Origin of the sequence: Pseudomonas sp. 43mfcvi1.1, assembly GCF_900115935.1 — a bacterium.
Classification (GTDB): domain Bacteria; phylum Pseudomonadota; class Gammaproteobacteria; order Pseudomonadales; family Pseudomonadaceae; genus Aquipseudomonas; species Aquipseudomonas bijieensis.
The window spans coordinates 1-12,653 of record NZ_UETT01000015.1 but is presented as its reverse complement, the minus strand read 5'-3'; the positions used below and the strand labels follow the sequence as shown (position 1 = coordinate 12,653).

Sequence of the window (12,653 nt, the reverse complement as noted above, 5' to 3'; positions counted from 1 at the left end):
CCGCCTCACTTACCGAGTAAATGAGCGGCACCACATCGAGAATCACTTCGATGTCGCGCTCCGAAAGTAGTCCGCCGGTTTGTTTAAAAAATCGTCGATGCGCACCTGAAGTTGCGTCCAGTCGGGCACGCTCAGCAGGTCCAGGTCGGGAATCATCAGGCCGGTGCAATGGGCGGTGATGAACTCGGCGCGTTCCTTGGCCGTCTTCAGTTTCTTCATCGCCTTGGCGGCACGCAGCACCGGCATTTCCAACGTCAGCGACGTCAGGCTGCGGCCCGCCACGTTCAGCGGTTGCAGCAGTTGCACCTGGTCGGGGTCGGTCTGCGGATCATCCAGAAAATACGACGCCGGGCGCGTGGACATGTCGTGCACGTACTGGGCAATGCTGACGTAGTCCGGGCGCTTGAGCTGATCCAGCTCCTTGACCGACAGGCCGGTGGCCAATTTGGCCAGCTCGAAAAACTGATCGTCTTCGTCATCGCCGGCACGGGCCAGGGCGTCTTTCTGCGCGGCGTAGAACAAGGGTTTGAGTTGGAGCTGCTCGATCTGCGACTCGTCGTCAGCGGTGATCGGCGAAAGCAGCTCATGTGTAGGAGGCATCCAGGACATGAAATCAGTTCCTTGGTGAATCAGGGGACAACCTGTGGGAGCGAGCCTGCTCGCGATGACGGAGGTACATTCAGCATCGAGATGTCTGATACACCGCTATCGCGAGCAGGCTCGCTCCCACAGGGGTTTTGTTCAGCCGGCTGGCGGGTGTTTAAGGCAACAGCACCGCACGGCGCGCATCGCCGAGAATGTCGACGCCGTTGAGCACGAACTTCTGGGTGCGCACGTCGATGTCGATCACCGGGACGCCGTTTTCCAGACGGTTGTAGGTGCGGCAGGACAGCTCAAGGTTGGTCTTGGGCTTCTCGCTCATTTTCAGCGGCGTCTCCTCGAGGGATTTCAACTTGCCGCCGACCGTGTGGTAAGTGAACCAAGTGTTGCCGTCCTGATCCTGACCGGCTTCACGAACGTTCAGCAGAATGTCGTCGCCCACGCTCACGCCCAGCGCCAGCATGATTTCCGGGCCGAGACCTTGCAGCGTCAACTTGGCCGTCAGCACCTTGCCGCTCTTGACCATTTCCTCGCCAATGAAACGGCCGCCACGCATATCTTCCATGTCGAATTCGATCTTCGGCGGGCTGAACTCTTCCACCGTCGCCGACAACGGCAGGCCTTGCAGGGTGGCCGCGATGGCCTGTCTTACGCGGTTGGTAAACATTAGAGAACGTCCTCCAGGAACTGCTCGATGATTTCATCGCGGGCATTGAGTTGATAAATCATGTGTTCGTTCGGCGCGTAGCGGCCGTAGTCGATGACCACGTACCAGGTGCCGTTCTTGTACTTCTCGACGCTGTTCAATTCCGGGTGCAGGTACACGCTGCCGCCGGGGATGGTTTCGTCGGCGACCAGGGTTTGCAGCCAGTCGTTGATGCGCTTGACCTCCTGGTCCATGAACGACTTGGTCAGGTTCTTGGCCATGGCCTTCTGACCGGCTTTCACCAGCTTGCGGCTGATGGCATCTTCCAGGCCGACGTAGCTGATGAACTTGCCGGTGATGGAGCGGTTACCCAGCAGCGAGAAGCCGCCGAGGATCGTGCGAGCGTAGTAGCTGACGCCGTAGCGGTTGAGCAGATCGCCTTCGGTGGAGGTGTCGAGGATGTTGTATTCGACGGTGCGCGAGACATCTTCGGCGTAGGTCACCTGGTTACCCGGGCTCTCCCATTGCTTGACCTTGGCCAGCGCGGCGATGGCCAGGCTCGACGGGGCCAGGAAGACGTTTTTCTTCGCCGCCTTGGAGTACACCGCCGGCATGTTGTGCACCACCAGGCAACGGTCGAAACCCAGGTCCGCGCCGCCCAGTTCCTGGCTGTAAGTCACTTGATCAGCGACCGAGGCGTCCTTGCCGTCGAGCACCACGCGCGCCTTGATGCGCTTGCCGAACGAGGCGAACTCGCTGGCTACGGCCTTGGTGCCGGTGAAGCCCGGCGCGCCGATGATGGTCAGGTCTTCAGCGACCCCGCTCAACGCGGCCAAGCCCAACTTGCGCCCGGTCTGCGCCTCGATGCCGCCGATGACGTTGTTCTGCGTGTCGGCCTGAGTCGCGCCCTCTTCGACGATGACGACGTAGACCGGCACCTTGACCACTTTGAGGATCTGGTAGACCGCCTGGAACAGCGTACCCGCCTCGGCACCGGTCGGGTCCAGCTGGGCCTGGGTGGTGAAGCTGTTGATACGGAACGGGGTGTTTTTCGGAATCAGCGGATTGGCATTCGGCGCGGTGCCGACCAGCCCGATGACGTTGTCACCCAGGCCACCCATGGCCTCGGGAGATTCAGTGGCATTGACGGTAATGCCGTTGTGCTCGAAGTTCAAAACCTCAGCCATGGTTATTCAGCCTTTTTGGTTGTGGCCTTTTTGGCCGGGGTGGATGCAGAAGCCGCTTCAGCGGCCTCGGTTTTTTTCAGCTCCAGACGACCAGCGCTGCGCAAGGCATTGGCCTCGACGTCGAGCAGGTCGAGTTCCTGGCCGACGCTCGACCAATGGCCGCCGCCGGTGGGGAACGGGAGGAGTACGGTGTAGGTTTGGCGGATAGACATTTACGAGAGTCTCCAGACGCAAAAAACGCAAAAGCCCCATAAAAGGGGCTTTGCACGAACGAAAAAAACCGCTTTCGCGGTGAGGGTTACTTCACGAAGACCGGCAGCTCAGGCCACACCAACTCGTCAGGATGTTCTGCCATTTCGGGAATATCTCTTAGCGCCTGACGGTAGGCGGTAACCTGGGCTAGCTGGGCAGCAGTAACGGGGTAATCCGGCAACTGGGTAAAATCAGTCGCTCGCAAAAGCTGATCACGACGGGTACGAACCGCAGCCCATTCAATGTCAGGCGTCGGCACCGCAAGCGGAAATCCTTCACTATTGTTTTCAGATGTATCAGACATGTTATTCCCTTAACTAAAGGCAACGGTTTCAGCCAACGACAACTTGGTTTTCAAATCGCCAAGTTTAAACAATCGACCATTTCCCACGCGCATGGTGTCAATACGTATCGTGGTGTAGTAAATACTTGGAACCAGAATGCGCATCACAATATTACCGTTCGTATCAACGTAACAAGCAGGTGTCATGTTGCCGAAAGTCGAAACATTTTGCAGTGTGCGAGTAGGTTGATAGCAATATCCGACGAGCGTTTCCTCAATAATTTTCGCCGTACCGTAACTGTAGCCTTTGATATTGAACCAGAACATTTCCGAATTTACGTTGATATTCAACGGAACTTTGAAATGTACATAGACGTTCGCAGTGGTGCCCAGGTCTGTCGCCGTAAAATCACCCTGCGCGCCAACACCTTGTGCACCGCCGGTGCCGGAAATAAATCCTTGCAGCAGGTTGCGACGAATAGTGCCGAGTGCTGCCGGATCCCCTTCAACGTCTTTGAGACTCCTCCATTCATTGAATTGGTCCAAAGCCGTGGCCATGGTCGTGTTGATACTGCCGATCTTCCCATTGACCACCGTGGTCAAGTTGTTGGCCGCTGTCACCAGCGACGCGATAGTGGTTTCCAGACTCACGTTTCAAGTTCCTTGTGCTATTGATTTATTTGGCTTCAAGCGTCATCACACGAAACATCAAACCGACATGCCGGGCCATGTTGTCGATGTTAGCCGTCGCCAGCGCGGCGATTTCCTCGCTCAACAGAATGTTCAGATCGTCAGACCCAACCACCACCGTGACGCTTTGCGCTGGCAGCGGTGAGATATCCAGTGTGAATTTTTGCAATACGCGCGCAGCAGCGGCTTTGTAAGTCAGCAACTTTCCAGCCACCGAGTACACGGCCAACAGCGTTCCGGTGGAGAGATAAAAACCGAATTCGCCGATCTCGTATTCATCAGGCCCGTCGAACAAGGCGGCCATTCTCAGTTGCCCTGGATCGAGGTCTTCGTAATCCACGATCGCCACGCGCTGCCGTTCATTGCGAAGCGCCGTTTCCGATCCGTTGGGATCGTAGCGAGCGGTACCGGCACCGATGTGAGTGATCTCACCTTTCAAGCCTTGGTTCTTTGCCTGCAACACTTCCGCCAGACCGGCGGAAGTGAAGCGAACCAAGCGCGTAATATCTTCTGTCATGGCTGCGCCCTGAGGTCGTAATCGTTAATGGTGTAGCGTTGGGAAATCCCAATGCCGATAAGCCGCGCACCGAGATCGAGTAGCGGCAGTGCCCCGCACAAAAACAGCTCACCGTCGCTCAGCGGTCCGTGCAAAACTGCCGCCGCTGCCAGGCCGCCGCCCGTTTGATGCACGAGGGTGATGGTGGCCTGGTCGCGCTCGCTCTTGGCGGCATTGATTCGCTGTATCAAGCGATTGTGATCACCACTGGCCCAGCCTTGACCGATGATGGCTTGCACATCAAAGGTGTAGGGATGGGCATTGGGTTGCTGTTCGTACCAGGCGGTGACGTGAGGCGTGAACCCCAGAGACTCGACTGCATGGTTCAGGGCCTGGCGAGTGCCAGCCTGGCGCTGGATCTGCCAGGACAGCGAAACCGTCAGACGTTTTTCCAGGTCGCTGGCGGCCGCATCCCACTCGCTGACGCCGCGATCCGCCGCCAGATAAGGCAGGAAAGCGGATGGGGTCTGATTCGCGTTCATCAACTCAGGAAACGGCGGATCAACGCGCTCGAGCAACCGGGCGAAGCCCAGATCGAGCGCCCTTTCCAGCGCCGAGCTGTTGGCCGGCAACAGGCTTGGGCGAGGTGTGTCGTCACTCATAACGTATCCACCTCGACCTCGACGCCCGTGCAGTACGGGGCTTGGAAAGCCGTCGTCACAATCGGCGCCAGCGGTTCGAGAATCTGCAACTGAACCGCGCCCGCACTGTGCAGCGTGTAGTCGATCCAGCTCGGGTCCACCCGACCTTCCAGGCGATGGCACGCCTCGGCGTACGCCTGCAATTGCTGCTCGGCAGCGACCTTGGTCAAACCTGAATCAGGACCGGCATTGATCTTCGCCACGACGCGGATTTTGTAGGGTTTGATTTGCGCGGCCTGGACGATGACCAGGTCGGTTTCCGGTCGCACATCAGGCCGGGCGAAATGCTGGCGAACGCCCTCGAGCAGCGCCTCGGACGGTGTGCCATTGCCCTCTCGGGACAGCACCGTGACCGTGACTTCGCCCGGCGCGGTACGGCGTCCGTTGCCGTCCTTGACCTGCGCCGCATGGCCATCCGGGTCGAAGGTGTAGGTGACCGTCACTACGCCCGCCGAGGCGTTTTCCACCTTCACCACGGGCCGTTCACCCAAGGTAAAAATCTCCCGTCGATACTGCATGCGCGAGCCGGCGGCCGGGGCATGGGGCGCCAGGTAATAGCGCAAGCGGGCATCGTCATCGCTCTCGTAGACCGGTGGAATGGGCGGGAACGCCGCCGGATCGCCGGGATCGAGCAACTGGCGCTCAAGGCCCATGTCCGCGAGGCGCGCATCGAGGTTGGTGCCGGTGGCCCACCACGCGAGCATCTGCTTGATGCGCGCGTTGTATTTGCGTTCGTGGGTTTGCAGCCGAACACAGAACGCCTCAAGGGCCAGGGTCAGCAGTTCGCTTTCGTTTTCCAGGCTGTTTACAAGCTTGGCCGCGCTCTCAGGAGAACGGGCACCGACGTACTCGAGCACGAAAGTCTTGAATTCGGCGAGCAGATCCTCGAACGCGTCGACGGTGACGATTGCCGGTTCAGCCAACTGGTTCTGGCCAGGTATCAACATGCTCATGTCACCACCTCGAAAGTCTGTTTGCGGTTTTTCCAGATGCCGGCGAAGCGCAACAACAAACCGGCGCCCTGTCGGCTGGCGACAATGACCTGCGGCTCGAAATCACCGATGCCATTGTCCGGGTTGTAGAACGCTTGGGCCGCGTGGCTCTGGGCCAGAATCAGCAAGTCATCGCCGAGGTTCTGCCCGAGCAATTGCGTGAGTGCACAGCCATACAAAGGGCGCTTCTGCCGCGTGCCCAACGGCGTGGTCAACGCCCGAGTGGCGCGCTGGACAAATTGCAGCCAGTCGTCGACCGTGGCGCCGGTATTTCGATCGATTCCAATCATGGGGAAATCTCTTATGCGGTACTGATGACACGTCCCTGGTGATCCACCACCGGGCCGCTCAGGTGCACACCGGAGGCGTCGAGCCGAATGCCGACGGCGCCCAGTTGCAAGTCGATAGCCTCGGGCGTCATCGCCAACCTCGCCGGGCCAATGCTTAATTGGAGCGACTCACGAGAACCGGTGAATGCCGCCGGACCGTTTTGCCAGTGCAGGACATGGCTGGCATGGTCGTAGCCGTTTTCCGTACCATCCTGATAGAGGCGACGCGTCAACGTGGCCTGGGTCGAGACGGGCGGAAACTGACCGCCGTTGAGGCCGAACAACGCCACCGCCTGCCCGCCGCCCTCGCCGCCGCCATGGTTCAGCAACAGGCACTGCTCACCCACGGACGGAATCCGCGACTCGCTCTGGGCGCCGGCGCTTGGGTTGAAAAAGCGGATCGCCGGGGTCAGCAAGCCGCCATGGCTGACCTTGCAGGTGTTGCTGGCCGCATCGACTTCCTGGCAAACACCGATACGGCAGAAACTCTCCGCACGCCGATGCAAGTCTTCCAACTCGGTTTCCATCTCGGCCAGACGCTCGATGATCGGCCCCAGATGCATCCGTAACAGCGCATCAAACATGGGTCAGCCCTCGAGTGCGGTGTATTGGTCTGGGTCGTCGATGTTCGAGACTTCCCAGGTGCGGGCAAATTTCGGGATGCCCAGCGGGTCCTCCAGCAGCGTCGGGCCGAGGTAGAGGGTTTGGCTGAAGGAAAGGGTCCAGGCGGTGTACGCCCGCGCCGGGTTAATGAACGTGGATGGCAGGCCATCGAGCTCCGTGGGCAGATCGCATTGATTGGCCGACAGCCCCCAGCGGTTATCCACAACCAGGTGTTTCAGCTCAGCGGCCAAGTCGCAGGCATCCCAGCCCGGAACAGCCATGACCACTTGCAGGGAAACCGTCAGGACATGGGCGATACGCCCGTCGTTGGCACGGTGGCCAGGCCCATCACGCTCAAGGGCAATCAGCACCCAGGGTTGGTCGTCGGTGCCATCGAAATCCTGGGGGCTGCCGATTTTCAAAGTGGGGTAAGTGGCGCGCAGCGTCTGGGCAACGGCGGCGAACAGCTGCGACGGTTTTTCGAGGACGGCAGGCATCAAGGCCTCCTGTTTTTTATGGCGGCACGAAGATCACCAGCGAGGGATCAGTGTTGGTCGGAACGGGGATCGCGCGGCGGCAGCTCACTGACGCCCATCCGCTTGGCGGCCCAGCGTTCGTAAAGACCGATGGCCACGTCCGCCCCGGCCATCGCCGTCAGGCAGCCAAAGGCACCAGCGGCCCAGATCGACAAGCCCATGGCGTACAACAGCATGATCGCCGAGACACCGCAGACCATGCAGGCGCCGGAACGCAGGGCCAGGCGACGTAGCAGCGACCAGCCTCGGGCGCCCTCCTTGTCGGCACGCCACATCTCGCCAGTCACCCCACCCACCAGGGCGAGCACGATGACCAGCCAGATCGGCATGTCCAGCAACGCTTGTTGCTCGTTTGTCATGTCACGCTTCCTGGGGGGTGAGGGATGAGTGCTTGGGGGCGGCGAGTCTTCGCAGGACAATCGTTGGCTTACAGTGGCTCAACGCTGACGTTGTCGATGAAGGCGAAGTGGGCGTAAGGGTTCTGCTCATTGGAGAACGCCAAAGTCGTTTGAGCCGAAGTGGCCGTGAAGTCATACGTGATGGTGCTCCACTCCACGGCAGTACCTTTGGCCGACGGCGTGTTGAAGGTGACACTTTGCCCCGCCACCTTGACCTGGATGGTGCCGTCGCCGGAGCGGCTGGCGTAGCGCGAATTACCCGCGCTGAAGGTCAATCGGTACTTGGCGCCGACCGTGGTGGTGAAGTTCTGCTGGATCCCCCCGCCGTTGCCGTAGACATAATTGGCCAGGTCGACAATCACAACGCCATCCGCAGCCACGGAACCTCCGATCGAAGCGGGCATATTGAAGTACTCGGCACCGGACAGAAACGTCGTCCAACCGGTGATGAAGTTGGCTTTCGCCGGGGTATCGAGGATGCAACTGCCGCTGCAGCCTGGCTGTTCGAAGCTGCCGTTGACCAGAAGGTTGGCGGCGCTCGCGTTGCTCCCAACGCCGAGCAGCGCAATGGAGAGCGACAGCGGGGCGACGTATTTCTTGAAACGATTCATGATTCACCTCTTGAGTTATTGATTGATCGCGCGCTTGATCAACAGCGCTCATCTCGCTCTCTGGCGATCACTCGAGGCTCAAGGGCCTTCACATGATTCAACGTCCCGCATCGGGCACATTTGATCTGGAGTTCGGTGTTCTCGCCCATGCGGGCAAGAAGCCTTTTGCAGCTACCGCATCTGAAATCCTTCAGCATTGAAAGCCCTCCATTGGCAGCGGTTTGAAGTGCCTTGCACGGACACTCCAAAAAGCCCGGTTGCCCAGGCATTTCAGTAATGCACTTGATCTTTCGACGTGCCTTTAATGGAACAGGGTTGCCGTCACTTTGGAGCAGCGCAGGTCGCGCCTTTGTAAGTCATGGTGTAGGTGTAGTGCCTGTCCCACGACAGCGGCAGCGCGCTGGGTGCCGACCATTCCGCGTAGTTACCCGACATTGAGCCAGCAACCACCAACTTACCCATGGCAATGGTCGCGAGATTATTGGCACTCCCTGCGCCTGGCATTGGCACACTCCCATTCCACTGGAGATCGTCCCCGTTCTGGAACCATGCGCCGTTCCAGCCAGCCTGCGAGCTTGAGTACCAGGTATTGTCCGCTTTGAAACAGATCGTCTGGTTGGCATAAAAACTACCGCCCGGAACATGGTAAGACGCGAATTGCCACGAACCGACAGGGGACGTTTCAGCCAGCGCATGGGTGACCTGGGCCGCCAGGACGGCTGCGATCAGAACACTGAATAGTTTTTTCATTGATCTACTTCCTTCAGGTAATGGTTTTGGGAGCGTTGATACAGAGGCATTCCAAAAAGCCCGGTTGCCCAGGCTTTCCAGTAATGCGCTTGATCTTTCGGCGCGACTGGCGCGGTACGGATCCATTCAAATTGTTCCTCCGGCCGCGGTCCCTGCCCGCCGGATAACTGCTTCTGGTGCTTTACGCTGCACACCCGGGTCAGTTGCCAACCCTCTGAACCGTTAAGGCCGGTTCATCGCTGCCTGTTGGTGGAACTAAAGAGCTTTGTTGCCAGCCGCTTTGTCGAGCGGCTTGGACACAGAATATGCATGAATGCATATACAGTCAATGCGTAAATGCATTTATTTATGCATTAAAAATGCGCAAGCGCATGAAAGCCTTGTAAGTACAGGGGTTGCGGGTTTTCAGGAGGCGAAAAAAAACCCGCACAGCGGCGGGTTTCATCTGACAGCGGAGAGGTTAACGGGCGTACATGCCCCACCAGAAGACGTGACCGAGGATGACGATTTGCTCATCCTGCATTTCCTGAAAGGTGTAGTCCTCATCCGGATGCTCGTCACGGTTGAAGCTACGCAGGCGGATGCCGGTGGGCAGGCGATAAAGCTGCTTCACTCGCAATTGGCCGTTATGGTTGATGGCGTAGAGGTCACCGTCGACGATGTCGCCGATCCCGCATTTGCCCGCATTCACTCCAACCGTGGCGCCGTCGCGCAGCACCGGCAACATGCTGTTGCCGCGCACCGTCACGCACTTGGCCTGGTCGAACTGCACACCGTTGTGGCGCAGGCTACGCTTGCCAAAGCGCAGGCTAGAGCGCTCGCTTTCCTCGATGACGAATCTTCCTGATCCAGCAGCCAATTCAACCTCACGCAGAAAAGGAACCGACACCTCGTCTTCTTCGACGGGTGTTTCGTCGTCCCACAGGCTTATGTCCTTGAGTTCGGAATGCGGCTCATCGCGGCGAGCATTGCCGGCGGGCACAACGTCCGCACGCCCGCGCAACTGATCGGTGCTCACGGCGAAGTATTCGGCGATCTTCGAGATGTGTTTATCCGAAGGATCGACGATCTTGCCGCTGAGGATCCGCGAGAGAGTGGACTGAGGCACGCCGGTACGCCGGTGAAGCTCCGTGGGGGAGATCCCGTGCTGATCGAGCAATGCTCTTAATACGGTAGAAACGTTGCGTTTTTGCATAACGCGCATGATGCTTGTTCTTTTTGCAGAAGACAAATGCTGTTTTGCATAAATAGGCAATACGCCTCACTTAAGCCTCATTTGATTCACTGTGGCGAGGGGATTTATCCCCGCTGGGACGCGAAGCGGCCCTAAATTCCACCCCAGGCGCACTAGCCACTTAGGGGCTGCTACGCAGCCCAACGGGGATAAATCCCCTCGCCACAGGAGCTTGGCTCCATATCTGATGCCCCTGCTGATCACATGGGGAATTCGCCCTACACGTCCCTAGGAAAAGACTTCAAATCCGTCCTTCAAAAGCGCAACACAAGGCTACGTTGCCTTGCGTCTCTGCCTACACCTACGCCAGAATCCGCCGGCTTGTGCGCTTTGGGGCCCATCGGTACTTTTGATCCTGTCACTGCCCATCAGTGATCGGGTTTAGTCGCTCGGTATTCCAAGGTGCTCATTGCTCCATTCAGTCAGGTACTTCTATTCCTGCACTTGATGGTAGCTGTGCGCAGGGCGCCCTCGGGCGCGCCGGTTTCTTGGATCCCCGGTCGACTAACCTGCGTACAGCTGCCACCCCTCGTTTAGTCGCGAGTGAGTGGTGGCTCAACTTCAAGGATCCATAGAATGCCGAAGAACACACCAAATCCCCCAGACGATCACATCTCCCGCAGCCAATCGGCCAACGCCAAAAAACTCGACGACGCGGCCACTCGTGCCCTGGACTATTACCTCAAACCCAAAGCAGACAAAGAAACCGGCGACACACCCGACACCCTTTTCATCATCGCCCCGAACATCGACGCCGAATGCCTGCTCGCCAACCTCAGCGAAACCCTGGCCTCGGCCAATGCCATGGTCAGCGACTTGGCATTCGACCTGAAGGGCTCGCGACGAAATATCGCCCTGGGGGTCCAGCAGATGATCGAGCTGAGCCAGTTGCTGGCGAATCGAGCATTGGATGTGGTTGAGGTGAGGTAAGCATTCATGATGCAGGCCGAGACCTGAGAGAAACCCGAGCAATCAATGTGGGAGCGAGCTTGCTCGCGATAGCGGTAGTCCAGTGACAACTAAGTTGTATTGGCTGCCGTCATCGCGAGCAGGCTCGCTCCCACATCTATGGTTATCCCCTTTTCTGCAATACTGTTTTTGATGCGTGGTTGGCTTGCTTTCATCTATCCGGCGTCTGAGTGGGGTTGTGGCCCCGCGCCTCGATGAGAATCGATGCCCGACGATCCTAATTAATTGGACGGCCTTTCAGCCGTGTGGGAGCTCAGGGTTGTCGTCAGGCCGGTTGGCCGTTCACGTCATCAGTTATCCAGCATCGCAAAACCAGGTGGGTGGTGCTCGGATGACAGCAGGGTCAGGTGTTCATCGCAGCTGGCCCTGCATCGAATTCAGTGTGGTGTGCCGCAATCGCCCAAGCGATCCTCGCCATCTTATTGGCCAGCGCGCAGACCACATGGTTGGAGTGATGGTGGGCCAACAGCTGCCGGACCCAGTCCGCCAGCCAGCCTCTTTGGCGCTCCAGCTGCATTAAGTAGACTCGGGCACACTGGATGAGCAGACGCCTCTGATTCCGATCACCGCGCTTGCTGATTCCCAGCAGTACCGTCTTGTCGCCCGTGGAATGCTGTTTGGGCACCAGCCCGATTGAGGCCGCATAGTTTCGCCCGCACTTGAACTGTTTACCATCGCCCAACTCAGCAGCCAGGGCGCTGGAGGTGATCGGCCCGACACAGGGCATAGTCATCAAACGAGCCGCCAGATCATCTTCAGCGGCCTGGCTCTCCACGTCCTTGTCCAGTGTCTTGACCTGCTCATCCAGGTGGTTGAAGTGCTCATGCAGCTTCATCAGAATTTTTTTGAAGCGTTCAGAAAGTGAACTCGCCTCCAGCCGCGCCGGAAGCTCTTTGATGGATTTGAAGCCTGGGGCCAGGCTGATGCCCACCTCCAGAAGGGCGGCATGAATCCGATTGGCGGTCGCGGTGCGGTCTTTGATGAACGAATCGCGGGTCGAGTTGAGCATGGCTAGCGCCTGCTGAGCTTGGTTTTTTGGCGGCACAAAGCGCATCGTTGGGCGAGTCGCTGCCTCGCAGATCGCCTCGGCATCAGCGAAGTCGTTCTTGTTGCTCTTCACGTAAGGACGCACGAGATGAGGAGCAATGAGCTTGGGCGTATGTCCCAGCTTCGCGACCTCCTGCGCCATGAAGTGGGCTCCGCCACAAGCTTCCATCACGACGGTGCAAGGTTCGAGATTCGCCAGGTGTTGAGCGAGCGTCACTCGAGTAAATTTTTTGCGATAAAGCTCATGACCACGATCATCTTGAGCATGCAGGTGAAAGGAGTGTTTTCCCAAATCGATGGCGGCAATAGCTACTTTGTTCATGGCAACA

The 12,653-nt window shown here is 58.5% G+C and carries 19 protein-coding genes; 1 reads left to right on the top strand and 18 read right to left on the bottom strand.

The genetic code is table 11. The annotated features are described in order from the left end of the window. Positions 1–42 precede the first annotated feature (42 nt). From DTP52_RS24450 to DTP52_RS24370, 17 genes are all read right to left on the bottom strand, one after another. Positions 43–609 (bottom strand): phage tail assembly protein, encoded by a 567-nt coding sequence (locus DTP52_RS24450; protein ID WP_109755660.1) that lies wholly within the window; start codon positions 607–609, stop codon positions 43–45. 151 nt (positions 610–760) lie between these two features. Then, on the bottom strand, positions 761–1,267 hold the full coding sequence (locus DTP52_RS24445; RefSeq protein ID WP_109755659.1) for a phage major tail tube protein: 507 nt from the start codon (positions 1,265–1,267) through the stop codon (positions 761–763). Next, positions 1,267–2,433: a phage tail protein gene (locus DTP52_RS24440; RefSeq protein WP_109755658.1), complete on the bottom strand. Its 1,167-nt coding sequence runs from the start codon at positions 2,431–2,433 to the stop codon at positions 1,267–1,269. The genes DTP52_RS24445 and DTP52_RS24440 overlap by 1 nt, the downstream gene beginning before the upstream one ends. 2 nt (positions 2,434–2,435) lie before the next feature. Then, entirely contained in the window at positions 2,436–2,645 is a 210-nt protein-coding gene (locus DTP52_RS24435; protein WP_109755657.1) for a hypothetical protein, read from the bottom strand. Positions 2,646–2,731: 86 nt separating this feature from the next. Continuing rightward, the gene (locus DTP52_RS24430) at positions 2,732–2,989 is read right to left on the bottom strand and encodes a tail fiber assembly protein (protein WP_109755656.1); all 258 of its coding nucleotides are present in this window, start codon (positions 2,987–2,989) and stop codon (positions 2,732–2,734) included. A gap of 9 nt (positions 2,990–2,998) precedes the next feature. Further along, a complete protein-coding gene (locus DTP52_RS24425; protein WP_109755655.1) occupies positions 2,999–3,619 on the bottom strand; it encodes a hypothetical protein in 621 nt (206 codons plus the stop codon). 25 nt (positions 3,620–3,644) lie between these two features. After that, on the bottom strand, positions 3,645–4,175 hold the full coding sequence (locus DTP52_RS24420; RefSeq protein ID WP_109755654.1) for a hypothetical protein: 531 nt from the start codon (positions 4,173–4,175) through the stop codon (positions 3,645–3,647). Then, a complete protein-coding gene (locus tag DTP52_RS24415; protein ID WP_109755653.1) occupies positions 4,172–4,816 on the bottom strand; it encodes a phage tail protein I in 645 nt (214 codons plus the stop codon). Before DTP52_RS24415 ends, DTP52_RS24420 begins: the two co-directional genes overlap by 4 nt. Next, a complete protein-coding gene (locus tag DTP52_RS24410) occupies positions 4,813–5,808 on the bottom strand; it encodes a baseplate J/gp47 family protein (RefSeq protein ID WP_109755652.1) in 996 nt (331 codons plus the stop codon). The genes DTP52_RS24415 and DTP52_RS24410 overlap by 4 nt, the downstream gene beginning before the upstream one ends. Next, positions 5,805–6,137 (bottom strand): phage baseplate protein, encoded by a 333-nt coding sequence (locus tag DTP52_RS24405; protein ID WP_109755651.1) that lies wholly within the window; start codon positions 6,135–6,137, stop codon positions 5,805–5,807. The genes DTP52_RS24410 and DTP52_RS24405 overlap by 4 nt, the downstream gene beginning before the upstream one ends. Before the next feature lie 11 nt (positions 6,138–6,148). Next, entirely contained in the window at positions 6,149–6,760 is a 612-nt protein-coding gene (locus tag DTP52_RS24400; RefSeq protein WP_109755650.1) for a phage baseplate assembly protein V, read from the bottom strand. A gap of 3 nt (positions 6,761–6,763) precedes the next feature. Then, complete coding sequence (locus DTP52_RS24395) at positions 6,764–7,276, bottom strand: hypothetical protein (protein ID WP_109755649.1); 513 nt, start codon at positions 7,274–7,276, stop codon at positions 6,764–6,766. Positions 7,277–7,323: 47 nt separating this feature from the next. After that, positions 7,324–7,674 (bottom strand): phage holin family protein, encoded by a 351-nt coding sequence (locus tag DTP52_RS24390; RefSeq protein ID WP_109755648.1) that lies wholly within the window; start codon positions 7,672–7,674, stop codon positions 7,324–7,326. Positions 7,675–7,742: 68 nt separating this feature from the next. Further along, positions 7,743–8,324, bottom strand: a complete 582-nt coding sequence (locus tag DTP52_RS24385; protein WP_109755647.1) for a DUF642 domain-containing protein — start codon at positions 8,322–8,324, stop codon at positions 7,743–7,745. Positions 8,325–8,362: 38 nt separating this feature from the next. After that, entirely contained in the window at positions 8,363–8,521 is a 159-nt protein-coding gene (locus DTP52_RS24380) for a Com family DNA-binding transcriptional regulator (RefSeq protein WP_109755646.1), read from the bottom strand. Positions 8,522–8,645: 124 nt separating this feature from the next. Next, positions 8,646–9,074, bottom strand: coding sequence for a hypothetical protein (locus DTP52_RS24375; protein ID WP_109755645.1), 429 nt, complete (start codon positions 9,072–9,074; stop codon positions 8,646–8,648). A gap of 460 nt (positions 9,075–9,534) precedes the next feature. Continuing rightward, positions 9,535–10,269: an XRE family transcriptional regulator gene (locus DTP52_RS24370; RefSeq protein WP_003198297.1), complete on the bottom strand. Its 735-nt coding sequence runs from the start codon at positions 10,267–10,269 to the stop codon at positions 9,535–9,537. A 615-nt stretch (positions 10,270–10,884) separates the two neighbouring features. On the opposite strand from DTP52_RS24370, the gene DTP52_RS24365 reads away from it, so the two are divergent. Continuing rightward, positions 10,885–11,238: a DUF6124 family protein gene (locus DTP52_RS24365; protein ID WP_109755644.1), complete on the top strand. Its 354-nt coding sequence runs from the start codon at positions 10,885–10,887 to the stop codon at positions 11,236–11,238. A 382-nt stretch (positions 11,239–11,620) separates the two neighbouring features. On the opposite strand, the gene DTP52_RS24360 is transcribed toward DTP52_RS24365, so the two are convergent. Then, positions 11,621–12,646, bottom strand: a complete 1,026-nt coding sequence (locus tag DTP52_RS24360; RefSeq protein WP_025569715.1) for an IS110 family transposase — start codon at positions 12,644–12,646, stop codon at positions 11,621–11,623. Positions 12,647–12,653 lie beyond the last annotated feature (7 nt).